The sequence below is a fragment of the Victivallis lenta genome, from assembly GCF_009695545.1.
GTDB classification, from domain to species: Bacteria; Verrucomicrobiota; Lentisphaeria; order Victivallales; family Victivallaceae; genus Victivallis; species Victivallis lenta.
The window spans coordinates 63,514-87,711 of the sequence record NZ_VUNS01000006.1 but is presented as its reverse complement, the minus strand read 5'-3'; the positions used below and the strand labels follow the sequence as shown (position 1 = coordinate 87,711).

General features: G+C 61.6%; 19 protein-coding genes. 6 read left to right on the top strand and 13 right to left on the bottom strand.

Annotated elements, in window-relative coordinates; genetic code table 11:
• Positions 1-6: 6 nt before the first annotated feature.
• The 4 genes from FYJ85_RS07625 to FYJ85_RS07610 form a co-directional block, all read right to left on the bottom strand.
• The gene (locus FYJ85_RS07625; RefSeq protein WP_154417696.1) at positions 7-1,314 is read right to left on the bottom strand and encodes a hypothetical protein; all 1,308 of its coding nucleotides are present in this window, start codon (positions 1,312-1,314) and stop codon (positions 7-9) included.
• 151 nt (positions 1,315-1,465) lie between these two features.
• Entirely contained in the window at positions 1,466-2,308 is an 843-nt protein-coding gene (locus FYJ85_RS07620) for a carbohydrate ABC transporter permease (protein WP_154417694.1), read from the bottom strand.
• Positions 2,309-2,324: 16 nt separating this feature from the next.
• A complete protein-coding gene (locus FYJ85_RS07615; RefSeq protein WP_106052821.1) occupies positions 2,325-3,905 on the bottom strand; it encodes a carbohydrate ABC transporter permease in 1,581 nt (526 codons plus the stop codon).
• Positions 3,906-3,908: 3 nt separating this feature from the next.
• Positions 3,909-5,552 carry an ABC transporter substrate-binding protein gene (locus FYJ85_RS07610; RefSeq protein ID WP_154417692.1) on the bottom strand — a complete coding sequence of 548 codons (1,644 nt, stop codon included), beginning with the start codon at positions 5,550-5,552 and terminating at the stop codon, positions 3,909-3,911.
• Between the two features lie 353 nt (positions 5,553-5,905).
• Here FYJ85_RS07610 and FYJ85_RS07605 point away from each other — a divergent pair, with 353 nt between their 5' ends.
• The 3 genes from FYJ85_RS07605 to FYJ85_RS07595 all read left to right on the top strand — a co-directional run bounded on the left by FYJ85_RS07605 (position 5,906) and on the right by FYJ85_RS07595 (position 10,511).
• Entirely contained in the window at positions 5,906-7,420 is a 1,515-nt protein-coding gene (locus FYJ85_RS07605; RefSeq protein WP_106052823.1) for a DUF1846 domain-containing protein, read from the top strand.
• Between the two features lie 93 nt (positions 7,421-7,513).
• Positions 7,514-9,016, top strand: coding sequence for a tagaturonate reductase (locus FYJ85_RS07600; protein WP_206213031.1), 1,503 nt, complete (start codon positions 7,514-7,516; stop codon positions 9,014-9,016).
• A gap of 1 nt (position 9,017) precedes the next feature.
• Positions 9,018-10,511 (top strand): UxaA family hydrolase, encoded by a 1,494-nt coding sequence (locus FYJ85_RS07595; RefSeq protein ID WP_106052825.1) that lies wholly within the window; start codon positions 9,018-9,020, stop codon positions 10,509-10,511.
• A gap of 73 nt (positions 10,512-10,584) precedes the next feature.
• On the opposite strand, the gene FYJ85_RS07590 is transcribed toward FYJ85_RS07595, so the two are convergent.
• From FYJ85_RS07590 to FYJ85_RS07575, 4 genes are all read right to left on the bottom strand, one after another.
• Positions 10,585-11,508, bottom strand: a complete 924-nt coding sequence (locus FYJ85_RS07590) for an AEC family transporter (protein ID WP_106052826.1) — start codon at positions 11,506-11,508, stop codon at positions 10,585-10,587.
• A gap of 81 nt (positions 11,509-11,589) precedes the next feature.
• Entirely contained in the window at positions 11,590-11,856 is a 267-nt protein-coding gene (gene rpsT / locus FYJ85_RS07585) for a 30S ribosomal protein S20 (protein ID WP_106052827.1), read from the bottom strand.
• A 128-nt stretch (positions 11,857-11,984) separates the two neighbouring features.
• Positions 11,985-13,187, bottom strand: a complete 1,203-nt coding sequence (locus FYJ85_RS07580) for a TolB family protein (protein WP_154417688.1) — start codon at positions 13,185-13,187, stop codon at positions 11,985-11,987.
• A gap of 52 nt (positions 13,188-13,239) precedes the next feature.
• Entirely contained in the window at positions 13,240-14,208 is a 969-nt protein-coding gene (locus FYJ85_RS07575) for a LacI family DNA-binding transcriptional regulator (RefSeq protein ID WP_154417686.1), read from the bottom strand.
• Between the two features lie 247 nt (positions 14,209-14,455).
• Between FYJ85_RS07575 and galE the strand changes: the two genes are divergently transcribed.
• Complete coding sequence (galE, locus tag FYJ85_RS07570; protein ID WP_106052830.1) at positions 14,456-15,430, top strand: UDP-glucose 4-epimerase GalE; 975 nt, start codon at positions 14,456-14,458, stop codon at positions 15,428-15,430.
• Entirely contained in the window at positions 15,394-15,978 is a 585-nt protein-coding gene (locus FYJ85_RS07565) for an exonuclease domain-containing protein (RefSeq protein WP_154417684.1), read from the top strand. Before galE ends, FYJ85_RS07565 begins: the two co-directional genes overlap by 37 nt.
• Here the strand turns inward: FYJ85_RS07565 and FYJ85_RS07560 are convergent.
• The 5 genes from FYJ85_RS07560 to FYJ85_RS07540 all read right to left on the bottom strand — a co-directional run bounded on the left by FYJ85_RS07560 (position 15,969) and on the right by FYJ85_RS07540 (position 23,085).
• The gene (locus FYJ85_RS07560) at positions 15,969-17,246 is read right to left on the bottom strand and encodes a lipopolysaccharide biosynthesis protein (RefSeq protein WP_154417682.1); all 1,278 of its coding nucleotides are present in this window, start codon (positions 17,244-17,246) and stop codon (positions 15,969-15,971) included. The two genes, FYJ85_RS07565 and FYJ85_RS07560, sit on opposite strands and share 10 nt — an antisense overlap.
• On the bottom strand, positions 17,243-18,070 hold the full coding sequence (locus FYJ85_RS07555; RefSeq protein WP_154417680.1) for a glycosyltransferase family 2 protein: 828 nt from the start codon (positions 18,068-18,070) through the stop codon (positions 17,243-17,245). Before FYJ85_RS07555 ends, FYJ85_RS07560 begins: the two co-directional genes overlap by 4 nt.
• A gap of 4 nt (positions 18,071-18,074) precedes the next feature.
• Positions 18,075-18,962, bottom strand: a complete 888-nt coding sequence (locus tag FYJ85_RS07550) for a glycosyltransferase family 2 protein (RefSeq protein ID WP_177994871.1) — start codon at positions 18,960-18,962, stop codon at positions 18,075-18,077.
• Positions 18,955-19,983, bottom strand: coding sequence for a hypothetical protein (locus FYJ85_RS23650; protein WP_235903141.1), 1,029 nt, complete (start codon positions 19,981-19,983; stop codon positions 18,955-18,957). The genes FYJ85_RS07550 and FYJ85_RS23650 overlap by 8 nt, the downstream gene beginning before the upstream one ends.
• A 594-nt stretch (positions 19,984-20,577) precedes the next feature.
• Complete coding sequence (locus FYJ85_RS07540; protein ID WP_154417674.1) at positions 20,578-23,085, bottom strand: alpha-L-rhamnosidase; 2,508 nt, start codon at positions 23,083-23,085, stop codon at positions 20,578-20,580.
• Positions 23,086-23,196: 111 nt separating this feature from the next.
• Between FYJ85_RS07540 and FYJ85_RS07535 the strand changes: the two genes are divergently transcribed.
• A complete protein-coding gene (locus FYJ85_RS07535; protein ID WP_158703853.1) occupies positions 23,197-23,964 on the top strand; it encodes an AraC family transcriptional regulator in 768 nt (255 codons plus the stop codon).
• The last annotated feature ends 234 nt before the right edge of the window (positions 23,965-24,198 follow it).

The window sequence follows — 24,198 nt, the reverse complement described above, 5'->3', positions numbered from 1 at the left end:
CAAATGTCATTCTTCCATACGGTTCTTCAGCAGAAGCGATTCGATCTCCCGCCGCCCGTCGAATGCCTCGTCCTTCAGCAGCCCGCGAATCAGCCCCGCTTCGTCCGGGCTGTCCGTCTGCCTCACCTCGACATGTCCGTCGAGGAAAAGAACCGCGAACCGCCCTTTCGGAGCCAGCCGTCTCTTCATGGCGGCGACCGGAATCCGGGACGGCACCGCCGTCCCGGCCGGAATTCCGCGCCCCCAGTAATAGAAGCTGCAATTCTCCTCCCCGACCGGCTGCCCGTCCGCCGGCGGCCGCGAACCGCCGTCGCCCGGAAGGCGGAACACGTCGGCCCGTGTCAGGAAATTCTTCCGGTAAAGTTCGTCGAAGGAGTCCGGCATGCGCTTCTCCTCGCTGACGAAAAGTGCAATCGCCACCCCGATCTGCCGAAGCTTATCCTCCGCCGGAGCCATCATGACCCGCTCTTCGATCTTCCCGACCAGGGACTCCGCGACTGCCGCGGACACCGTCAGTTCCCTCCCCGCCGTTTCAACCGCCAGCGCGTTCAACAGCTCCAGCTCCGCACCGGACACCTTCTGCCGGGCCAGAGCTGACATGCCGGCAAGCGCCCCTTTCGCGGCGCGCGCCCCGGCTTCATCCGGATAGAGGCCCGAAAGCCGGAGAACCGGCACTTTCCCGGAGTCATCGAGTACAAACTCAAGCTGCTTTACCTGGGCCAGGAACGGCGGCAGACGCAACTTATCCCCGGCCGCACTCCTGACCCGGTCGGTCACGATCAGTTTCAGCGGTTCGGCTCCGGCGGCGAGCCGTTTTCCGAGCGGCGAATCCTTCACCGGCAGTGCCGGTTCGGCATCTTCCGGGAACTCCCGGAATACCCACTCCAGATGATCGCCGGCAAGCATCAGCCTCCCGCCGTCCACGCCGATATACGGAAACGGCGCCTCGCCCTCGTCCCTGATCCGGTCGCCGTAATTCGACCGGATCCACTCGCACCTGCTCCGGAACAGCTTTTCCGGTTCCCCATCCGCCGGACGGATCAAAATCCGCACCTCGCCGGAAACCGCAAAAGCCAGGTAATCCGCAGTTGCGGCCGAAGCGAAATCCCCCATCAGGACCTGCTCCACTTTCGGATTCGCCGCCTCGACCAGGCCGAGCAGCCGCCGCGCCTGCGGCAGCCGCCAGATGCGCGGGCCGTCGGCCTTCACCGCAAGAAAAGCCTCTTCCGGCACATAACGGCTCAATTCCGCTGCCGCGGAAAGAGCGCCAAGCCAGCAAAAGCAGGCAGCCAGAATTCCCATTCGAATGCGCATCGTCCCCCCTTTTCCCGAACCGGCCATGACATGATACGGCATAACCATAACGCCCGGAATCCGCTTTTGCAAATCCGCAACCCATTCTCTCCCGAAAAACGGCACAAAAAAAGCGGAGGAGCATTCCCCCGCTTTCGGAAAGCGTCCCTTTTCAGCCCTTGACGCCGCCCAGCATGATGCCCTTGACCAGCTGCTTCTGCATCAGCACGAAGATGATGATCATCGGGATCACGCTCATGGCGACCGCGGCCATCAGCAGGTTGGTCTGCTGCCCCTGCGAAGACTGGAAGGCCAGCATGCCGATCGGCAGCGTGTATTTGTCCGGCGTCTTCATCAGCACCAGCGGCCAGAACAGGTTGTTGTAGCTGCCGATGAAGGTGAAGATGGTCAGCGTGACCAGCGCCGGACGCGCCAGCGGAAGCACGACATCCCAGTAAAGCTGCCACTTCGTCGCGCCGTCGATCTCCGCCGCCTCGTCGAGCGACTTCGGAATGTTCATCATGAACTGGCGCATCAGGAAGGTGCCGAAGGCCGAGAACGCGGCCGGCAGGATCAGCCCCGTATAGGAGTCGACCAGACCGAGCAGAATCATGTTCTGATAGTTCGGAATCATCATCACGAGGCCCGGCAGCATCATCGTGGCCAGATAAAGGAAGAAGACCTGATCGCGCCCCTTCCAGCGGAGCCGGGAGAAACTGAAGGCGGCCAGACTGCTGGTGAACACCTGAAGGAAGGTGATCCAGCACGAGGTGAACACCGTGTTCCAGTACCAGCGGCCGAAGAAGATGCCCTTCATGGTGAACACGTCGTGGTAGTTGTGCCACTGACAGACCTCCGGCAGCCACGAATCGTAGCCGATCTCGTCCAGCACCTTCAGACTCGCGAGAACCATCCAGGTGAACGGCAGTACCAGCAGCACCGCCATCAGAGTCAAAACGACATTCAACGAAACCAGTTTGGCGAAACCGCCCCAGAATTTATTTTTTTCCTGCATGATAGAGTAGCCTTCCTTACTCGTTCGTATAACGGTTGCCGAACTTCCAGTTGAACATGGTCACCACAAAGACCATCACGAACAGCAGCCAGGAAACTGCCGACGCATAGCCGAGGCGGCCGGTATTGAAGCCCTGCGTGTAGATGTAGTAGGCCAGCGTCGTGGTCGAACCGGCCGGCCCGCCCTCCGTCATCACGCGCGCCATGTCGAAGCCGCCCTGCAGGCCGCCGATCACCGCCATGACCATGATGAAGAAGGTCACGTTGGCCAGCTGCGGCCAGGTGATGTTCCAGAAACGCTGCCACGGACTCGCGCCGTCGATGTCCGCCGCTTCATAAAGCTCCTGCGGCACGCCGGAGAGACCGGCGAGGTAAAGCAGCATGTTGTTCGAACCGATCGCCCCCCAGAAGCCCATGATCAGCAGCGAAGGCTTGGCCCAGTAGTAATCCGAGATCCACTGCGGCGGCTGAAGCCCCTCCTCGGCGGCGGCCATTTCCGGCAGCAGCCAGAAGACGCAGCAGAGGCCGACCAGCGCCATATTCAGCACCATCGCCGAACCGTCGACGATCGCCGAGTCGCCGATCCCCCGGTCGGCGATGCACTTGTATTTGCGCTTCGCAATGTAAACCGTGTAGAGGAAACGCCCCCACCCGATGCCGAGGAAGACCAGCATCAGCAGCAGCGTCCATTTCGCGTCGCGGCTCAGGAACGACAACTCCTGCGATGCATTCGCAATCTCCTTCATCTCCGGCGTATTCATCACCACGTGCATCCAGGTCGGCGAGACCCAGCTCCAGCAGAAAATCAGCGGCAGCGAAAGCAGAATCATCGCCAGATAGCAGCTGACGGTGCCGGACTCGCCGTCCCGCCAGAGCCGCAGCTTGCGGCGCACCATGTGGAGATAGAGAAGGCCGACCAGCACGAGGATCACGATGCCGATCGTCTGGCAGGCCGGACTGATCATGACGGCCACCGGAGTCAGTGCGTCAAGCAGCGGGCGCAGCGCATTGTTGATCGGGCCGTTCAGCGGATTGTAAAGCTTTTTCCAGAGGATGAAGGTCGCTACGCCCGCCGTGAAGTACGGGAAGTAAAACAGCGTGCGGTAGACGGTCTTGCCGCCGATCGAGCCGATGATGAAAACGCCGCCGAGCAGCGAAACCATCAGGATCGTCATACCGGTGCCGCCGAGACCGAGCACGGCGAGCAGTCCGAAGCAGGCGACCATGACGGCGGTCAGGATCATCGTGATCATGAGCTTCTTCTTGCCGTCGCCCTTCACGAATTCCATGTTCAGCAGGAGCGCGGCGACCAGACTGCCGGCCACGCCGAACGGAATGCCGATCATCATGAAGAAGGTGTTGCCGAAATACTGCGGGAAGTCCGGGTCGGAAAAGAGCCGGGTGAAGTTTTCAAACCAGACGAAGGTGATCGGCTCGGAACGGAAATAGTTGTGCATTTCCAGATTCCAGTCGGTGAAGGCCATATAGATGCTCATCACCAGCGGAATCACCGTGAAGGCGAGAAAACCGAGAATATTCGGAAGCAGGAAACCGACTCCGATCGCAAGTTCCTTGATATCTTTCTTTGTCATAGCCATTTTTTACTTGACTCCTCCAGCCGTTCCGGTTTCATCCAGCATTCCCCTATCACGATAATACTTGACATAGAAAGGATTCTTGATCCATTCGACGGGGATCTTCTTTCCTTCCTTCTTGCAGGCGTCGATCTTTTCCTGAAGGGCCCAGTCCTTCTTCCAGGCTTCCATCATGGCCGGATTCGCGTTCTTGGAGATTTCGATCTCCTGATTGTAGCGATCCTGGATGTACTTCAGCGCATCGTCGAGCGAACTGCGGTTGTTGAAGAAGCGGTTGATGCCGTTCTGCAGCCAGTTCGTCGAACCGGCCTTCACATACGGGCTGTAGAAGGAGGGCAGCGCGATCGTGCGGGCCCAGGAGGATTCAAGTTCGCTGCAGTCGCGTTCGTTCGGACGCTGAATCCGGATGTCCTTCATCTCCTGCTCGACGATCTCGGGGTTCGGCGGCAGGCCGTCCGCGCCGTCGACGATGTACTGGTTGTACGGCTTGCTGGCGAGGAACTGCAGGAAGAGCTTCGCGAGCTCCGGATGCTTGCTGCCGCGGTACGGCATCGCCGCGCGGACCGTAATCGGGTGGTTCTTATAGTCGTACATCGGCAGCTGGCTCACCGCGAACTGAATCGTCATATCCTTCTGCTGCTGAACTTCACGGAAGCGGATCAGGCAGTAGCGGCCCATGACGATCATCGCGTACTTGCCGGAGATGAAATTCGAGAAGTCGGCGCCGCCGTAGCCGGCGTCGGTATTCATCGAAGCGACGTCCGCCGCAGTCGGAGCGATGCGGTCGACATAGGTCCATTTATGGAAGAGCTTGATCGCATGCTTCAGCGGCTCGTTGTCCGCAACGCTGCGGGTCAGGGTTTCATTGTAGATGTCCCACCCCTTGCTGCGCGCGATGCACATCGCCATATTGACGCCCCAGCCGCTGTCCAGCGCCTGGATGAAAAAGTATTCCTGCCGCGGCAGCCCTTCGTTGGCCCGCTTGACGTACTCCTTGCCCATCGCTTCGAACTCTTCCGGCGTCCACTCGAGCGGCGGCCGCTTGAAACCGTATTTCTCGAGCGTCGAAAGGTTGATCCACATCGAAACGCTCGCGCCGTTGCAGGGATACGCATACTGCCTCCCGTCCATGCCGGTCAGCAGCCCGGCCATGCCGGGATAGGTCGTATCGAGGCCGTATCCATTCTTTTCGGCGTCTTCGGTGATGTCGAGCGCGACGCCGAGCTGCTGGTAGCCCAGGACGTCGAAGGTGTCGAAAATATCGCCGGCCATGCCGGAAACCGCCTGGATGAGCGTGCTCTGGTTATTCGCGGTTTCGAGCGCGACGTCGCCGTTCGGCTTCGGCGTACCGGCCTTCACGTAGTGCGGACTGGACGGGTCGAGCGGCTTGCCGGCCGTACCGTACGCCTTGTTCAGCGCGTCGGCCTCCTTCTGGGTGTAATTGACGACATTGCCGTTTTTATCCTTCCGCACATGCCCATTGGCAACCAGCCATTCGCGGAACAGCATGATCTGCTCCTCGCGCTGCGGATTTGCGTCGGTACGCCAGGTGATTACCGGGACATCCGAACTCTGATCGCGGCTGGTGTACATCGTGAAAAACGATGCAGCCACGAGCGCCAGCAAAATCGTCACAAACAATTTTTTCATTTTACAACGGCACTCTCGCTTTTGGTTAGGTTTCTTTAAGCAATATTGTAATCATGCGTGTAGATTACACCTGTTTTCTGTTTTTTTCAACCCGGAAGCGTGTATTTTTTGTAACTATTTTACCCGGGTTTCCAAATTATGAAATTTCCGTAAAACGCGAACCCGCCTTTTACGTTTCCCTTCGGGCGCATTCCGACACGAACGGTGAAGCCATATGATTTTTTGCGGAAGATTCCCCGGCCGGAGCCTTGCTTTACATTTTGCGAAGTGGTATATTACATTCCGGTGTTTGCCTCAGGCGGCGGCTCCCTTGACGACAAAAAGACAGAAGCAGTTGGCTGTAAAGGAGTTTTATGAAAACCGGATTCGACAGTGAAAAGTATTTAAGTGAACAATCCCAGGCCATCCTCGAGCGGGCCGGTAAGTTCGACGACAAGCTTTACCTCGAATTCGGCGGCAAACTCCTCTGCGACTTCCATGCCGCGCGCGTCCTGCCGGGGTTCGATCCGGATACCAAGATCAAACTCCTGCAGCGCATGAAGGACAAGATCGACATCGTGATCTGCATCTACGCCGGCGACATCGAGCAGAAGAAGATGCGCGCCGACTTCGGGCTCGCCTACGACACCGACACGATGCGCACGATCGACGACCTGCGTGACTGGGGACTCGACGTGAAGGCCGTGGTCGTCACCCGCTACCAGGAGCAGCCTGCGGTCAAAGGCTTCATCAACAAGCTGTCCCGTCGCGGCATCCGCGTCTACACCCACCACCCGATCGAAGGATATCCGACCGATCTCGACACGATCGTGAGCCCGCAGGGATACGGCGCGAACGATTATATCGAGACCGACAGGCCGATCGTGGTGGTCACCGGCCCCGGCGCGAACTCCGGGAAAATGGCGACCTGCCTTTCGCAGGTCTACCATGAGTTCCAGCGCGGTGTGAAGGCCGGCTACGCGAAGTTCGAAACCTTTCCGGTCTGGAACCTGCCGCTGAAACACCCGGTCAACATCGCCTACGAAGCCGCGACCGCCGACCTCGGCGACATCAATATGGTCGATTCCTTCCACCTCGAAGCCTACAATGAGACCGTAATCAACTACAACCGCGACCTTGAAATCTTCCCGGTCGTGAAGCGCATCTGCGCGCGCATCATGCCGCCGGAGCAGCTCTACAAGTCGCCGACCGACATGGGCGTGAACCGGGTCGGCTTCGCCATCACCGACGACAAGGTCTGCTGCCAGGCCTCGACGCAGGAGATCATCCGCCGCTATTTTCAGTACATGTGCGCCCATGCACTCGGAAACGCCGACAAGATCGCCGCCGACCGGGTCAAGCTCCTGATGGACGACCTCGGCATCACCGAATTCGACCGCAAGGTCGTCGCTCCGGCGCGGGCCGCCGCCGAAGAGGCCGAGCAGCAGCCCGGCAAGGGCAGCGGGAACGTCTTCTGCGGCGCGGCGCTCGAGCTTCCGGACGGCACGATCGTGACCGGCAAGAATTCACCGCTGCTGCACGCGGCGTCGAGCTGCATCCTGAACGCGATCAAGGTCCTAGCCAAACTGCCGGACGATCTCTATCTGCTCTCTCCGCAGGTCATCGACTCAGTAAGCCAGCTCAAGAAGAAAATCTACAAGAACAAGGGGCTCAGCCTCGATCTCGGCGAGACGCTGACCGCGCTTTCGGTCAGCGTGCCGAACAATCCGGCCGCCCAGCTCGCCATGAAGAAGCTCTCCCGGCTGGCCGGGTGCGAGATGCACATCAGCCACCTGCCGACCCCGGGTGACGAACTCGCGCTGCGCCGGCTCGGAATCCGCATCACGAGCGAACCGTGCTTCACGAGCCGCAACCTCTTCATGGAATAACTTGTTCCGGCGATCCGGAAATTTGCATTCCCCCGGACCGTGTGCTATTTTATAGAAAAAGCAATGCCATCGATGGCACAAAGGAGACATATCATGGACAGATTGAACCGTTCGCTGCTGCCGGCTCTGCATGTGCCGGGACTTGAAATCGGCCCCCGGCAGGAATATCCGGTCAGGGTCATGCAGTTCGGCGAAGGCAACTTCCTTCGCGCATTCATCGACTGGATGATCGACAAATCGAATGAGGCAGGCAAATTCAACGGCATGGTCCAGCTCGTCCAGCCGCTGCCGCAGGGCACTGCGGACCTGATCAACGAGCAGGACGGGCTCTACACGCTGATCCTGCGCGGCATGGAAAACGGCAGCCCGGCCGAATACAAACGGGTCATCACCTGCGTCAAGGGGTGCCTCAAGACCGCGACCGAGTGGAACAAAGTCGTCGAATGCGCCTGCCTGCCGACACTCGAGCTCGTCTTTTCGAACACGACCGAAGCCGGAATCGAATACAGGCCGGAGCTCTACACGCCGGGCGAAGCTCAGAGCACCTTTCCGGCGAAGGTGACCAGCCTGCTTTACGAGCGCTTCAAAGCGGGGCGGAAGGGGCTTGTCTTCGTTCCGTGCGAACTCATCGACCGGAACGGCCAGAAGCTGAAAGAGTGCATCCTCCGCTATGCGGCGGACTGGAAACTCGGCGACGGCTTCACCGCCTATGTCGAAAACGACTGCGCTTTCCTGAACACGCTCGTCGACCGGATCGTCGCCGGCTATCCGCGCGCCGAAGCCGAAGCGTACTGCAAAAAGCTCGGCTACGAGGACAAGCTGCTCGACTGCGGCGAAATTTTCCACCTCTTCGTGATCGAGGGTGACGAGAAATACCGCTCCGCCATCCCGTTCGCCGAGGCGGGGCTGAACCTCGTCTGGACCGCGAACCAGACGCCGTACCGCAGCCGCAAGGTCCGGTTCCTGAACGGCGGCCACACGTCGAGCGTGCTCGCCGCCTACCTGGCCGGCTTCGACTTCGTGGACCGGATGACCGCCGACCCGCTTTTCGGACGCTACCTCCGCACCGCGCTCTTCGAAGAAGTTTTCCCGACCGTGCAGCTGCCGGACGATGAAAAGAGGGCCTTCGCGGAGTCGATCATCGACCGCTTCCTGAACCCGTTCGCCAACCACCAGCTGATCTCGATCTCGCTGAACTCGATCTCGAAGTGGCAGGTCCGCGTGCTGCCGTCGCTGCTCGACTATCGCGCAGCCGCCGGCAAGCTGCCGAAGGTGCTGACCTTCTCGCTCGCGGCGCTGCTCGCTTTCTACCGCGGGACCGAAGGCGCCGACGGCAAATGGGCGGGGCAGCGCGACAAAGGCGCCTATCCGATCAGCGACGATGCGGATAAAATCAAATTCATCAACGAGTGCTACAAGGTACTCGATGCGGACGGGGATTATGCGAAATTCGTCCGGAGCATCCTCGCGCGGACCGATTTCTGGGGACAGGACCTGAATGCGGTTCCGGGACTCCCGGACGCGGTCGCGGCCGATCTCGCCGCGATCCGGAACAACGGCGCAGCCGCCGCGGTCAAACAGCTGCTGGAGGCGTGACATGAGCGAACTCCCGCGCTATCTGAAGATCGGGCGGACCGACAACGTCGCCGTCGCGCTTGCCGACCTCGCCGCCGGGGAGAGTCCGGCCGTCGACGGCGCGGCGGTCACGCTCCGGGAACCGGTCGGGCGCGGACACAAATTCGCCCTCCGTCCGATCCGGGCAGGCGAAGCGGTCGTCAAATACGACATGCCGATCGGGCACGCGACAGCCGACATTCCTCCCGGGAGCTTCGTTCACACCCATAACCTCAGGACGAACCTCTCGGGCGAACTCGAATACGCCTACCGCCCGCTGCCGCCCTCGCCTCTGCCGGAGGCGGAAAAAGGGCGCACCTTCTTCGGCTACCGCCGCGCCGACGGCACGGTCGGAATCCGCAACGACCTCTGGATCATCCCGACGGTCGGCTGCGTGAACAAGCTCGCCGAAAACCTCGCGCGAGATTTCGAGCGGCAGAACGGAACGCGCTGCTGCGCCTTCCCGCACCCGTACGGCTGCTCGCAGCTCGGCGGCGACCATGAAACGACCGCGAATCTGCTGGCCGCGCTCGTGAAGCATCCGAACGCGGGCGGCGTGCTGGTAGTCGCGCTCGGGTGCGAGAACAACACGCTCGAAAGCTTCCGCGAACGGCTCGGCAGCTATGACGAAACCCGCGTCCGTTTCCTCAAAGCGCAGGACGACGGCAGCGAATATGAACAGGGGCTCGCGCATTTATCCGAACTCGCGGAAAACGCGAAGCGCTTCCGGCGCGAAGCGGTTCCGGTTTCGGAGCTGAAGGTCGGGCTCAAGTGCGGCGGCTCGGACGGGCTCTCCGGCATCACGGCGAACCCGCTCATCGGCCGTTTCTCGGACCTGCTCGTCGCGGCGGGCGGCACGACCGTGCTGACCGAAGTCCCCGAAATGTTCGGCGCCGAAACGCTGCTCTTCAACCGCTGCCGGGATGAGGAGACCTTCCGCCGCGCGGCGGCGATGGTGAACGGTTTCAAGGACTACTTCATCCGGCACAATCAGGTCGTCTACGAGAACCCCTCCCCCGGCAACAAGGCGGGCGGCATCTCGACGCTGGAGGAAAAATCGCTCGGCTGCACCCAGAAAGGCGGCACGTCGCAGGTCACGGACGTGCTCGATTACGGCGAAGCGCTCCACACGCCGGGGCTGAATCTGCTGACCGGCCCCGGCAACGACATGGTCGCCGTGACGGTTCTCGCGGCGGCCGGCGCGCAGCTCGTGCTGTTCAGCACCGGGCGCGGCACGCCGTTCGGCGGACCGGTCCCGACCGTCAAGATCTCGACCAACACGGAGCTGGCCGAGCGCAAGCCGAACTGGATCGATTTCGACGCGGGCCGTCTGGTCAAGGGGCACGGAACCCTCGATGAACTCGGCCTGGAACTGTTCGATTACGTGGTCCGTCTCGCCTCAGGCGAGGTTGAAGCGCGCAACGAAACCCACGGCTACCGCGAAATCGCGATTTTCAAGGACGGGGTCACGCTGTAAGCTGCAATCCCGCAAGTGCCGAAGAGGGGAAAGCGCCTCTTCCGGCACTCCTTCGCTCACCCGTCGGCGGAATTCACGCCGGCAGAAACAGCGCCATCAGGAGCGGGATCGTTCCGAGCGAGAAAAGTGTGGTCAGGATGATCGCCCGCCCGGCGAAATCCGGGTCGCCGCCGTAGCGCTTGGCGATCAGCACCGAGCTCGACGCAGCCGGCATCAATGCAACGACCGCCGCGACCTGATACGCCTCCTCCGGCAGCGGCAGGAGCCGGAGCAGCAGAAGCAGCGCAACCGGGATCAGCACCAGGCGCACAACCGACAGCAGCAGCATGTCGTACCAGTTCTCGAGCATTCCCCGGAAGCAGCCGACCAGCGCCACGCCGATGACGACGAGCATCAGCGGCACGGTGATGTTGCCGAGATACTGGAATGTGTAATTCAGCGCCTCCGGCAGCGGAATGTGCAGGAACGACACAAGGAGCGCCGCGGCCACCGCCGCGACGTTGATCGAAAAAATGCTCTTCATGGTTTTGGAGAGCGAACCGCCTCCGGTCAGCGTCAGTACCCCGATCGTCCAGAAGCCGATGGTCGAGCCGACATTCATCAGGAGCAGCAGCGCGACGTGCCGTTCGCCGTAGATGTTCTGCAGCACGATGATCGGCAGGAACACATAGTTGTTGATGGCGCAGATGTGATGGAACGTCCCCTCGCGCCCGTGTCCCTTCGACTTCATGAGCCGCTTGAACACCCAGCCGGCGCCGGCGCCGAACAGCATGAGCGCAATGCCGAGCAGCGGCATGACCCAGAGCTCGGTCAGCCGGTTCGGGTCGAACGTGCGCGTGATGGTCGAAAAGGTCAGCATCGGAAAGAACATGTCGAGCGTGAGCCGCGACAGCTTGTCCAGATCACCGGTTTCGATCATCCTGAGCTTCCAGGCCAGCGCGCCGAAGCCGAAGACGATGAACGTTTCGAGAATCGAGAGAAAAACCTGATACATCATGGCCGGAAAACCTCCCTGAAAACGAAAAGGCGTCCCGCTGCCCTTGTCGGAGCGGAACGCCCTTCCTCCCGGAAACCGCGCTTATTTGGCCAGCGAGTTCAGGAGCTTGTCGAGCTGCGACTTCTTGTTCGCGACGCGGTTCGCGTGGATCGTGCCGACCTTCGCGGCCTTGTCGAGACGGCTCGCAAAGGTCTTGCCGAGCTCGGCGGCGGCGGCGGCATTGCCTTCGGCGACGGCGGCGCGCAGCTTCTTTTCGATCGTCTTGAGTTCACTGGTGCGCATACGGTTGCGGAGATTGGCCTGCTGACTGGTGCGCAGACGCTTGACGGCGGATTTGGTGTGAGCCATTTTTCTGTTCTCTCTACTTGGTTTTAAAGCCTATTGTAAATGAATGCATAATCTTACTGAGCATGAGTAAACTAAAATACCCCAAGTTTGCGATTTTTCAAGTCCGCCGCCTGAAAAAATGCGATTTTTCACTGTCCGGAGAGCTTCTCCAGAGCCGGAGCGAGTTCGAGAAGCCAGATGCCGCGGCGGCCGTCGTGGATCGAGTCGACCGTGACGACCCGTCCGTCCGGACTCCAGCGCGGATGCAGGTCGCAGCGGACATCGTCCGGCGCGCTTTCCGGCTGCCGGTGGCGGAAGGTTCCGAGCGTTTCGAAGCGGCCGCTCTCCGCATCGATCAGGATCAGCGTCTGAAGGCCGTCCTGCGGATAGCTGTCGGAGAGGATATACCGCCCGTCCGGCGAACAGACCATGTGGGAGGCCCTGCCGTGTCCGCGCGACAGCCGCTCCGCATGGAACGGGCAGCGGCTTTCGTCGAATACGACTGCGCCGCTGCCGTCGCCGGACCAGTTCGCATCGACCAGGATCTCATGCGGCGTCCGTCCCCAGATCTGGTGCGAAATCCGGCCCTTCCAGTAGACTTCGGGCAGGATGCACGCCGCGTCCCCGCCGGAAAGCGAGCTCGTATACAGGAAGGTCATCCACCCTTTGCGCATGTCGTGCGGATCGTCGCACTGGCGGAAAAGCCAGAGCACCCGGCTCGAATCGCAGTTGAAAATCGCGTGATTCAGCCAGATGTGCCGGTTCCCGATGCTGTAAGCGTACGGATGACGCTCGATCATGGTCCGGTAGCTGACGATGAGCTTCTCCTCCCCGCTGTCGAGATCGATGAGCCGGAGACCGTCGGCATCGGGATCGGCCGGGTGCGGCTCCTCCGGAAGCGCCGCATCGGCATAGCTGTAGCCCCGGCGCGGAATCCGGTTGAAATTCAGCGACACGCCGTAACGGCCGTCCGGCGTGATCGCATAGATCGGCAGTTCATAACGGCCGACCACGCCGGAGCCGAGACGGAAGATCCGGGCGACCAGCTTCCGGTCGTCCAGGTCGTAGTCGTTGTAGATGAAGCAGTCCGGGCGGCGCGGCAGAAAAAGCTCCATGCATCCCTGCTGATGGCACCAGGCGCGCGTCGTCACGAGCGGCTCGTAGCCGTCTTCGCCGATCACGCCGATTTCAGCCGTCTCGCCGGGGAACGGCAGGCGCTCCTCCTGCGGAATCCGCATCGCAAGGTGCAGCGACTGCGCCAGATTCCACGGGTTGCGGTCGTAATAGCCGAAAAAACAACTGACGCCGTCCGGGGAAATCTTCCTCCATTCGTAATTCGCGTGAATGCCCATGCCGCTCCCTCATTCTTTTTTGCTGATACGTATAGATAAAAGTTCAAAAAAATCATGCCGACTCCCGGATCACCAGACGGCAGGCGACCGGGACAAAGCGGCAGTGCGCCGGATCGGCCAGCGTGGCGAGCAGTTCCGCCACCAGAGCGGCGGCGATCTCCCGCCGCGGCTGTTCGACCGAAGTCAGCGCGGGACTCAGATAACGGCCGGTCCCGATGCTGTCGAACCCGAAAACCGCCAGCTCCTCCGGCACCTTCCGCCCCAGCTGCAGCGCAGCCCGGAGCGCCCCGACCGCCAGCTCGTCGTTGTGCATGAAGACCGCATCCGTATCGGGGCGGGAGAACAGCAGCTCCCGCATGAGCCGGCAGCCGGCTTCAGGCGAATCGCCGTCCTCCCCGGCCCGGAGCGTCAACGGCTCAAGCCCGGCCTCCGCAAGAACGTCGAGATAGGCCCGGCAGCGGGGCTCCTGCGGATTCTTCATGCCGAGAAACGCGATCCGCCGCCGCCCGGCGGCAAGCAGGTGGCGGACGGCCTCCCGCCCGGCAGCGTAGCGGTCCGGCAGCACCTGACTCACGCCGAGTTCCAGCCGGGAGTCGCCGCCATAGAGCACGAGCGCGATTCCGTCCTCCTTCAATCGGAGCAGCGACTCCGCGGCGCTCCCGATCGCAATAACGCCGGCGGCCTGCATCCGCCGCAGACACTCCGCGGCTGCCGGAAGCTCCCCATCCGCGCCGGGCTGAACCAGATAGAGCAGATAACCGTGCGGAATCAACTGATTCTGAAGCTCCTGAAACAGTTCCGCAAAAAAATTGTTGGTCAGCGAAGGAAACACCGCGCCGACCACATTGCTGCGCCCCTGCCGCAGCAGCTGCCCGGCCAGGTTCGGCCGGTAGCCCGAACGGTCGGCGAGTTTCCGCACCGCGTCACGCAGCTCCCGGCTGATCCGTTCCGACCCATTCAGGGCCATCGAAACGGTCGGCTGCGACACGTTCAGCAGTTTTGCGATTTCCTTCTGGGTCATGGGCCTCTCTTTTGCTTATACGTATATATTATGGCCGATCCGCACCGCTTTGTCAAGGGCGGCAGCAACAAAAAAACGAAAAAAACGGCGAATCCGGCAGCACAGCCGCTGTCCGGACCGGATTTCCGGGCGGACAAACCGGACACTTTCGCTCCTTTTCACCCGAACGACTTGAAATTCCGGCTGTTTTGCTGTATTTTTAAGACTGAGCTTTTTCTTACATCATTCCATTCAGAAAGGCGAGATCATGAAAAAGGTTCTGGTCACCGGCGGCGCGGGTTACATCGGCAGCGCCTGCTCCGAATATCTGCTCGACCGCGGTTATGAAGTCACGATTTTCGACGCGCTCATCACGGGCCACCGCGAGGCGGTCGATCCGCGCGCGAAATTCATCCTCGGCAACCTGGCCGACCGCGAGCTCATCAAGAAGGTCTGCCGCGAAGGCGAATTCGACGCGGTCATGCACTTCGCGGCTTTCAGCCTGGTCGGCGAATCAATGCAGAATCCGTCCAAATACTTCCGCAACAACCTCGCCTCCGGCATCAACCTCGCCGACGCGGCGGTCGAAGGCGGAGTCAAGAATTTCGTGTTCTCGAGCACCGCGGCGACCTTCGGCCAGCCGGAGTCGATTCCGATCCGCGAAAACGACCGGCAGATTCCGATCAATCCGTACGGCGAATCGAAGCTCTGTTTCGAGAAGGTCCTGAAATGGTACAGCGAAATCCACGGCATGAAGTACGCCGCGCTGCGCTACTTCAACGCGGCCGGCGCGTCGGAGAAATACGGCGAGGACCACCGTCCCGAAAGCCACCTGATCCCGATCATCCTGCAGACGATCCGCGGCAAGCGCGAGAAACTCATGGTCTACGGCGACGACTACGAGACGGCGGACGGCACCTGCATCCGCGATTACATCCATATCCTCGACCTCGCCCAGGCGCACGAACTCGCGCTCTCGGCCCCGGAGAGCGGCCACTACAACCTCGGAACCGGCAACGGTCTCTCGGTGAAGGAGATCATCGACGCGGCCGAAAAGGTGACCGGAAAGAAAGTCAACTTCGAGATCGCCCCGCGCCGTCCCGGAGACCCGGCCAAACTCATCGCCTGCAGCGACCGCATCAAATCGATGCTGAAGTGGCAGCCGAAATACGAATCCGCCGAGCAGATCATCGAATCGGCGTGGAAGTGGCAGCTCAAGCATCCGAACGGGTACAGCAATTGATCTGGCACGAACTCGGGCCGTTCACGGTATTCGACGTCGAAACCACCGGAATGAGCCCCGCCAACGACCGGATCGTGGAACTTGCCGCGATCCGGGTGGAAGCCGACGGGACGCTTCAGCGGTTTCAGACGCTGATCCACCCCGGGCGGCCGATTCCGGCCGCCGCGACTGCGGTGCACCATATTTCAGACGAGATGGTCAGCACCGCGCCGCGCTTCAAGGAAGCGGTCCGCGGTTTCCTGAAGCTGGCCGAGGAGAGCACGCTCGTCGCGCACAACGCGCTTTTCGACCTCGGCTTTCTTCAGGAGAGCCTTGCCCGGACCGGGCTGCCGCTCTGGAGCGGCAAGACGCTCGACTCGCTGCGCCTGCTGCGCAAAACTCATCCAGGGCTGCCCTCGTACAGCCTCCAGAGCCTGCGCGCCTATTTTCAGCTGCCGTCCGAAAAGGGGATGAACGCCCACCGCGCCGGAGCCGACGTGGAGTGGACCGTCAAAGTCCTTGAAATCGCCCTCACCGAAGCGCTGCGCCGCAGCGCGCCTCAGGCCTGACGGATCTTCCCGGCCAGGTGACGGAAGAGAACGACTCCGCTTACCGCCGCCCACAGGACACAGGCGCCGCCCGAAACAACGGCTGCGGCCAGAGCTCCGCCGCGCGGCAGGAAGAGGCAGAATCCGGATATGGCCGCCAACGCACCCGCCAGCGTGATCCACGCCGACCAGTGCTGCTTGCCCATCGCGTTGAGCGCCGTCATATTGAACTGGGCGATCGCCCAGAATATCATTGCCGAAGTGATGACGGCCATCGCATTCCGGGCCGGAATGAAGCGGCTGCCGAACATGAGCGTGATGATCTGATCGCCGAACAGCCAAAGCACCAGTGCCAGAAACGGGAAAGCCAGCAATTCCAGGCCGGTGACGAGCAGACAGAGCCGCCGCACATCGCGGTACTGCCCCCGCACAAACATCCCGGTGGCCACCGGAGCGAACACGACCGACAGCGCGACCAGCGACTTCACGATCTGCGCGACCGGCATCGCGATATTGTAGAGCGCCACCTCCTCCAGCGACGAGAATACGGCCAGGCTGACCGTGCTCAGGTGCGTGACGACCGTATCTCCGAACGCGAACATCGCCAGCCATACGGATACCGGGAAAACCCGCCCGGCCATTCCCGGCCCAGGCGGAACGGTCAGCGACCATCCCCGCCTGCGCCGCAGATGCAGCAAACCGGACAGCGCCGAAATCAGGAACAGCAAATTGTAGAACAGGATCGGAGAGAGGATTCCCCAGCTTCCGGCAGTCAGCCAGACCGCCAGAAAAAGCAGCACCGCCTTCCCGCTCTGAATCAGGTTGTTGACCAGAAATTCACGCATGCCGTTCAAACAGCCGATCGTGAACATGTCGATTCCCGTAATGACCGCGTACGGCAGAAACAGGCACCAGTAGAAGGTTCCGGGCGGATAATCGAGCAGATGCCGGGCGATCCACGGCGAAAACAGAGCCCCCGCCAAAACCAGGCAAAAGGTCGCGGCCAGCGTGAAGCGGCCGATCCAGCTGAACAGGGAACGGGCTTCGCATTCCTTATTTTCCGCCATCGCCCGCGGCAGGAGGTAAGCCGTCGCCTCCGTAGTCCCGAGCCGGGCGACGAAAACCGCAAAAACGACGAAAGAAAACATGCCGTAAAAAAAGCCGTAATGGTCCAGAGAAAGCGATCCGGCCAGAATCCGGCGTGTCAGATAGTTGCAGCCGCCGATAACGACGACGCCTCCCAGCGCGGCGGCGGAACCGCCGAAAAAGCTTTTGTAATCGCGGTTCATTTCCGCGGGGAATCCGCCGGTTTATAGGCCAGACGCTGAAACAGCCGGAAAATCAGCCCGGACGGCAGCAGAAGCAGCGGATACTTCGCCAGGTGCGATACAACCGCCGACGGCGAGAAAAAACGCCGGGAGAACAGATAACGGCGCTGAAGCTCGAGCGTAACGAGAATCGTCCGCTTCAGGTTTGTCCTTTTGCATTGCGTCGTGCTGATGCGGTACAGCATCAGCGGCTCCGGCAAATTCGCCATCGAACAGCGGCTCTGCATCCTGAGCCAGTAATCATAATCGCTCGCCGCACGGTACTTCGGATTGTACAGGCCGGTCGCCTTGACCGCCGAGCGGCGGATCATCACGCTCGACTGCGAAATCGGGTTGAACCGGATCATCGCCGCCGTAATCCGGCGCGGATCGGACGGATAGTCGCGCCGGCCGATCCGGCGGCTCTCTTCATCGATGATCCAGATCGAACTGCCCGCCGCCGCGAGTTCGGGGTGCGCCTCAAGGTACTCCAGCTGCTTTTCGAACCGCTCCGGGAGCGCGATGTCGTCGGCGTCCATCAGAGCAAAGTAGTCGCTCTCCGGAGAGGCTTCCGCCATCAGCCGGTTCCGGGTTGCGGCAATTCCCCGGTTCACCTCATTCCGGAATAGTTTCACCCGGGAGTCCCGGCCGGCATATTCTTCGAGAATCTGCCGGGTTGCATCGGTCGAACAGTCATCGACAATCACGAATTCAAAGTCGCCGAAGGTCTGATTCAGAATCGAATCGACCGCCTCCCGCAAAAACATTTCCGCATTGAAAGCGGGCATCAGAACAGAAATTTTCATTCGCTCATCTCTGCTTCGCCAGCATCCGGCGGACCTGCGCGACCTGTTCCCCCAGAAGCCCCATCATAAAAATCAGACACCCGGTCACCAGCAGCATGCCGGAGCCGGTCGACAGATTGCGGGTGTAGCAGTAACTCCGGATTCCCCAGGCGACTCCCGCCAGCAGAAAAACCGTTCCGATGCGGGAAAACACCAGCTGCGGATGGATCAGCATCGCGATATTCAGAATTTCAAACAGCGTCTCCTTGGCGGTATGAAGCCCGATCGTGCTGTGTCCCGCCGTTCTCGGGTGAATCGTAATCGACTCCTCCAGCACCAGATGGCGGTCGCTCGCGATCAGAAGCAGAATGATGTCGCTGAACGACATTCCGTCCGGGCAGAGCTGCAGATAGTCTCGAACCGTATCAGTGCGGTAGAGCTTCATGCCGGAATTCAGATCCCGGAATTTCCGCCCGATCAGGAAGGCCGCAAAGGTGCGAATAATCCACTTTCCGCAACGGCGGTAGCGGCTGGAATCGCTCACCGGACGGCAGCCGACCACCATATCCGCGTTTTTCGCCACGGCAAGCTCCAGCAGCCGGCCGACATCCTTCAGGTCGTGCTGGCCATCGGAATCGATCGTGACGGCATACTCCGTCTCCACGGCGGCGAGGCCGCTTTTGAGCGCGGCGCCATAGCCGCGGTTGCTGCGGTGCGTGAGAATCCGGCACGACTCCGAGGCATATGGGGCAAGCAGCCCGGCCGAATTGTCCTTTGAACCGTCATTCACCAGAATCAGCCGCCAGCCATGCTCCCGACAGAACGCCAGCACCTCCGGGATCACCCGGGGAATGTTGTCGGCCTCGTTGTAGCACGGAATCACCACCGTGAGCGAAGAACTGCTGTCACTCATGAAAACTCCTGTTTCTGTTCCGAAAAATCCGCGCGATATCCGGATGCGGCCCCGGAACTTCCTCAAAATCCGGCGTGGAAAGGACCCGGTCAAGCCGCCCGTCCTCCGCATCCAGAATAATCAGATCGTAATCGCGCCGGTTGAAGAAATCCGGCTTGGGTTTCTCAATTTCGTTGATTCGGTCGAACCCGGTGAAGTACCAGACGACGACATCGCCGGAAAACGCGACCGGCCTGCGTCCGTCCGGGGCGAAAAGCCCGCTCTGCGAACGCAGCCAGCTGCCGAGCTCGTACTCCCGGCGCGGCTCCTCCTCCGCCAGAAACGTCCAGACATTCCAGAAGTTGCCGCAGATCAGAAGAGCGACGCCGGCCGGAACCAGAAATCCCGCCCGATGCCTTTTCAGAAGCTCCAGCAGCCAGCTCAGCGCATACATGGTGAACATCATCAGATAGATGAGGTTGACGGTGTAGTACCGGTAGGCGCTGACCGAAAAGAAGAAGATCAGAAACGCCCCGGCCATGAGCGCAGCGAGGACGCCGTACTCGGCCCGCCAGCCCCCCGGCGGCAGGGCGGCGCCGAAAAGCGTCCGGCGCCGGACTCCGGCGGCAGTCAGAATGATTCCGAGCACGGCCAGAGCGAAATAGGGTTCATATGCGCCGCGGAGGTTATCCCCGGCGACCTTGCCCGCATACTCGAACCGTTCGCGCAGCGGAGCCGCGCTCCCGGCGGGCGCGCGGTACGGAGTACCCGTCGCCAGGCGCTGGCGGAGACCGATCACCAGCCGGTCATCCGTGCTCGGAAAACCGACCGCGCAGTAGTTCTGCCAGAGCCGCGGCGCGATCACGGCCAGAAACGAAAATGCAGCAATCGCGGTCAGGCGGAAGAGCGATTTCCGCCACCTCCCCGAAGCGCGGTGCTTCCGCCAGAGCTCCGCGACGAACAGCACGAGAAGCAGCCCGGCCAGGGCGATCCCCTCCCCGCGGGCCAGCGACATGCCGCCGAGCGAGACGCCGAACAGCAACGCACTTTTCCACCCCGCTCCGTCGCGGCAGCGGAAAAGAAATACAGGGCGCTGACGATGAAAAAATTCCGTGCCGACTCCAGCAGCCCGGTCCCGCCGAAGCGGATCACCTTCGGCGCAGTCACATACAGGACGCATCCCCAGGCCGCCGCCAGCGGCGAAAGAAAACGCTGCAGAAAACCGTAAAGCGGAAAAATCGTCAAAATGAAAAATGCGCCGGACACCAGCGTAAGCGCCGTCAGCGGCGTTATTCCGGCCGCCGCCAGCAATCCGGCCAGCGTCGTATTCAGCGGCGGCAGCGAAGGATGAAACGCCCCGGCGTAATTGCCCGCGGCAAATTCACGGGCCAGAACGGCGTAACAGTTCGCCACGTCGCGGTAAACGCTGTAATTGAACAGGACAAAAAGAAAAACCGCCACGATCCCGATGGCAAACGCGACACCGAGCACAACTCGCCGATTCTGAAAATAGCGAATCATTTTCGTCTCCCCGAATTTCGCCATCAAAATATCCATTGCGACAGATCATATAATATAAACCTGCCGCAGGGGGGTGTCAAGAAGATTCGCTGTTTTTTCCGGCAGTCCGGAACAATTATGCTCTCGAAATCACCAGGGTGTGCTCTCCGGCTCCGTAGTGCCGCACCGTGCCGTCCGACTGCCGGACGGCGGCACAAGAGTTCGGCGGGACGGAGAACTCCCACACGATGCGGTCGCCTTCCCGCTTCCAGCGGGAACGGATCGTTCCGGCGAAGGAGTCGTACTGCGCCTCCACCTCGTTCAGCCCCTCCACGAAACAGGGGGCGAGCCCAAAGCGGTCGAAGCCGTCCGAATCCGGCAGCGGACGGATGCCGGCGAGGTATTTGTAGAACCAGCCGCCGACCGAACCGAGCATCGGGTGGTTGTGCGAGTTCATGCCGCTGCCGGTCGCCTTCTCCCAACGCTCCCAGAGCGTCGTCGCACCGTTGGCCAGCATGTATCCCCAGCCCGGATACTCCGTCGAATTCACCATGCCGAACACCAAATCGGCGCGCCCGGACTCCGAAAGGATCTCAAGCAGGTATTTCGTCCCGATGTTGCCGGTGGTCAGCTTGCGGCCGTCCGCCTCGAAGCGTTCGACGAGGTGAGCGAAAGCGGACTTTCGCAGCTCCTCCGGCACCATGCCGCAGTAAAGCGCATAGCAATAAGCGGCCTGCGAACCGGATTCGTACCGCCCCTCCCCGCGGTGAAAACGGCGGTGAAACGCGTCGCGGATCGCCGCGAACTGCAGCTTCAGGGCCGCCTCACTCTCCTCTTCCCCGAGGAACGCCGCAATCTTCGCGGTCAGCGACACCGCATAGCCGTAGAGCGCCGTCGAGACGAGCTCCGGCGGCACGAGGCCGCTGCGGCACCGGCCGGGCGGACAGAACTCGACCGGCGGAACCCAGTCGCCGATTTCGCCGCCGTCGATCAGGATGTGGTTCTCCGCCGCGTTCTCCATGCAGCGGCACCAGGCGAGGAAGTTCGGAAACAGCTCGCGCAGCAGCATGCGCTCGCCGCAGTAAAGATGCAGATTCCAGGCCGACTCGACGAAACTCGAGCAGACCGGGTCGACCTTGTCCGGCGTCCAGTGACACGGCGCGGTCATCGGGACGAAACCGGTTTCGGGGTCCTGCGCCTCGGCGATGTCGCGCAGCCATTTGCGCAGCAGATTCGCCTCGTCGAAATGGAACAGCGCACATTCACAGCGGGCCATCATGTCGTTCAGCCAGCCCATGCGCTCGGTCCGCTGCGGACAGTCGGTGGGGACGCCGTGCAGGTTGCTGCGCTCGGTCCACTGCACCATCGTCTCGATCCGGTTCAGCAGCCCGTTGTCGGTCCGGAAACGACCGACCGGGCGGCAATCGGTGCCGACCGCAATGCCGGTCAGCGTCTCCGCCTCCGGCGCGGCGGGCAGCCCGGCAACCTCGACGTAGCGGAAGCCGTGATAGGTGAAACGCGGCTTCCAGGCCTCGCCTTCCTCCGCGCCGCACGCAGTGTAGGCGTCGACGGCGTGATCGCCGAGCAGATTGTCCTGATTCACGCTGCCGTCCTCATTGCAGTATTCGGCGAAACGGAGCGTGATCCGGGTTCCGGCCGGAGCCTTGACCTTCAGACGGCAGTAACCGGCGAAATTCTGCCCGAAATCCGCAACGAAGCGGCCGTCCGGCAGCGCCTGCCAGCTCCGCACCGGCAGTTCCATAAGCTCGCGGATCGGTTCGGCCATCGCGCCGCGCATCTTCCCGGCGGGAGGATCGACACGGCAGCTGCCCCGCCCGGGCGGAAGCGCCGGACCGCCGGGCAGCATCCAGCCGGAATCCGGCTCGAGCCGCGCGTCGTACTCCTCGCCGCCGTAGATGCTGTTCCGGGTGATCGCGGAGGGACCGCAGAGGAATCCGAACGGCCGGGTCTTCGCGACGACTTCGCCGTCGAGTTCGACCTGACAGCGCACGATCGGCGAAACATGCCAGCCGCCGCCGGCATGGACGGCGAGGACGTTCTCGCCCGGCGCCAGCATGCCGGCCAGGTCGAAGACGCGGTAGATCACGCTCTTCGAGCAGTCGGTCGGCGCCGGATCGAGCACCGCGTCGCCGAGGCGGCGGCCGTTCAGGTACGCCTCGAACCAGCCGAGACCGGAGATATAGAGCCGGGCGGTCTTCACCTGCTCCGGCGCGTTGAATTTCGACTGAAAATAGCGGGCGAAGCCGGACCAGGCGCCCGGCATGCCGTTCCAGACGCACACCCAATCCTTCTCCTCCAGCAATCCGGCTTCGAAAAACGCCGGTTCGCTCCAAGCCGAGAGCTCATCCCGGCCGTTCCGGATTCTGACCTGCCAGAAGACCCGCTCCCGGCTCTCCAGCGGTGCGCCGCCGTACGGATGATGGTGGCTGCGGGAACCTTCGACCCAGCCGGAATCCCAGAGATACGGCCCTGTCTCCAGCTCCGCCGCGACGGCCGCCGCGCGGACCCGCCACGCCTTCTGCTCCGTACCCGGCCGCCACGAAAGTTCCGGATTCCGAACGTCGATGCCGAGCGGATCGATCAATCCCTCCGCACGCAGACCGGTCACATGAAAAATACTCATATCGATTCCTCCTGTTGTTTTTCAATACGATACTTGATTTTTGCGGATTTGGAATGGATATTAAGAGAAGATTTGTATCTGTTTATTGCAGAAGGGGGAATTTTTCTGCTTATGGACATGACATTTCCGCAATTGAAGATCCACCTGGTGCATTATCTGGAAAATATTTTCCCGTGGGTGCAGCCGAATCTATACACGCCGTTCTGGCGGTATTACTGGAATCCCGTTCCGGGCGGCGTGCTCGACTGCGGCGCCGAACGGATCGAGCTGACGCCGGAAGCCGTCACGGTCATTCCGGGCTATCTGGTCTTCTCGACGCGCGCCGCCGCGCCGTTCAGCCAGTATTACATCCACTTCAATCCGCCGGACCGGCTGAGCATGCCGGAGCCGCGCATCCACCGCATCCCGCTTTGCGGCGAATGGCGGGAGGGCTGGGAGGAGTTCCGGGCGCTGCTGCCGGAACCGGGAGCAGCGTTCCGCCGCGCATTCATCGCCGAATCGCTGCTGCTGGCCGCGCTGCTCAGGCTACCTCCGGGCGCGCTCCGCCTTGCGCCGGAATCGGACCCGCGGATCGCCCGCGCCCGGAAGATCATCGAAGAACGCCCCGCCGATCCGCCCGACAACGCCGAACTCGCCCGAATCGCCGGGCTGAACCGCGAGAGTTTCGTCCGGCTGTTCCGCCACGAGTGCGGCGAATCCCCGCAGCAGTTTTCCCGGCGGCTCCGCATCGAACGCGCCTGCCGGCTGCTGCATTACAGCAACCGCTCGATCGAGGAGATCGCGGAACTCTGCGGCTTTGCCGACCGTTACCACTTCTCCCGGGTCTTTTCCCGCCTCATGCACAGCGCCCCCGCCGTCTTCCGCCGCCTGCGCCATTAACCCTGGCCGCGACCTCTTGAATGAGCCGTATCGGGGTTAACGCAGCAACAGCGGGAGAAACGCAGACAAGCGCAGGACGACAACCGGAAAAACCAAAGCGGAGCAACGGCCAGCCGGTTTCCGGCAATGTCCCGGGCAAAACATTCGCGCCGACCGCCGCCTGCCCGAGCGCCGCTCCGAACAAGGCGGCTCCGCCGATAAGACGAATTCCGGTATCCTTCACGGCAGCCTCCC

What these genes read in the sequence shown, in the direction of transcription:
- FYJ85_RS07600 (WP_206213031.1), top strand. Translation starts at nt 7,514, where the DNA reads ATGGACAGATTGAACCGTTCGCTGCTGCCGGCTCTGCATGTGCCGGGA.
- rpsT (WP_106052827.1), bottom strand. Translation starts at nt 11,856, where the DNA reads ATGGCTCACACCAAATCCGCCGTCAAGCGTCTGCGCACCAGTCAGCAG.
- FYJ85_RS07620 (WP_154417694.1), bottom strand. Translation starts at nt 2,308, where the DNA reads ATGCAGGAAAAAAATAAATTCTGGGGCGGTTTCGCCAAACTGGTTTCG.
- FYJ85_RS07615 (WP_106052821.1), bottom strand. Translation starts at nt 3,905, where the DNA reads ATGGCTATGACAAAGAAAGATATCAAGGAACTTGCGATCGGAGTCGGT.
- galE (WP_106052830.1), top strand. Translation starts at nt 14,456, where the DNA reads ATGAAAAAGGTTCTGGTCACCGGCGGCGCGGGTTACATCGGCAGCGCC.
- FYJ85_RS07575 (WP_154417686.1), bottom strand. Translation starts at nt 14,208, where the DNA reads ATGACCCAGAAGGAAATCGCAAAACTGCTGAACGTGTCGCAGCCGACC.
- FYJ85_RS07555 (WP_154417680.1), bottom strand. Translation starts at nt 18,070, where the DNA reads ATGAAAATTTCTGTTCTGATGCCCGCTTTCAATGCGGAAATGTTTTTG.
- FYJ85_RS07610 (WP_154417692.1), bottom strand. Translation starts at nt 5,552, where the DNA reads ATGAAAAAATTGTTTGTGACGATTTTGCTGGCGCTCGTGGCTGCATCG.
- FYJ85_RS07625 (WP_154417696.1), bottom strand. Translation starts at nt 1,314, where the DNA reads ATGCGCATTCGAATGGGAATTCTGGCTGCCTGCTTTTGCTGGCTTGGC.
- FYJ85_RS07605 (WP_106052823.1), top strand. Translation starts at nt 5,906, where the DNA reads ATGAAAACCGGATTCGACAGTGAAAAGTATTTAAGTGAACAATCCCAG.
- FYJ85_RS07590 (WP_106052826.1), bottom strand. Translation starts at nt 11,508, where the DNA reads ATGATGTATCAGGTTTTTCTCTCGATTCTCGAAACGTTCATCGTCTTC.
- FYJ85_RS07580 (WP_154417688.1), bottom strand. Translation starts at nt 13,187, where the DNA reads ATGGGCATTCACGCGAATTACGAATGGAGGAAGATTTCCCCGGACGGC.
- FYJ85_RS07560 (WP_154417682.1), bottom strand. Translation starts at nt 17,246, where the DNA reads ATGAACCGCGATTACAAAAGCTTTTTCGGCGGTTCCGCCGCCGCGCTG.
- FYJ85_RS07595 (WP_106052825.1), top strand. Translation starts at nt 9,018, where the DNA reads ATGAGCGAACTCCCGCGCTATCTGAAGATCGGGCGGACCGACAACGTC.
- FYJ85_RS07535 (WP_158703853.1), top strand. Translation starts at nt 23,197, where the DNA reads ATGGACATGACATTTCCGCAATTGAAGATCCACCTGGTGCATTATCTG.
- FYJ85_RS07550 (WP_177994871.1), bottom strand. Translation starts at nt 18,962, where the DNA reads ATGAGTGACAGCAGTTCTTCGCTCACGGTGGTGATTCCGTGCTACAAC.
- FYJ85_RS07540 (WP_154417674.1), bottom strand. Translation starts at nt 23,085, where the DNA reads ATGAGTATTTTTCATGTGACCGGTCTGCGTGCGGAGGGATTGATCGAT.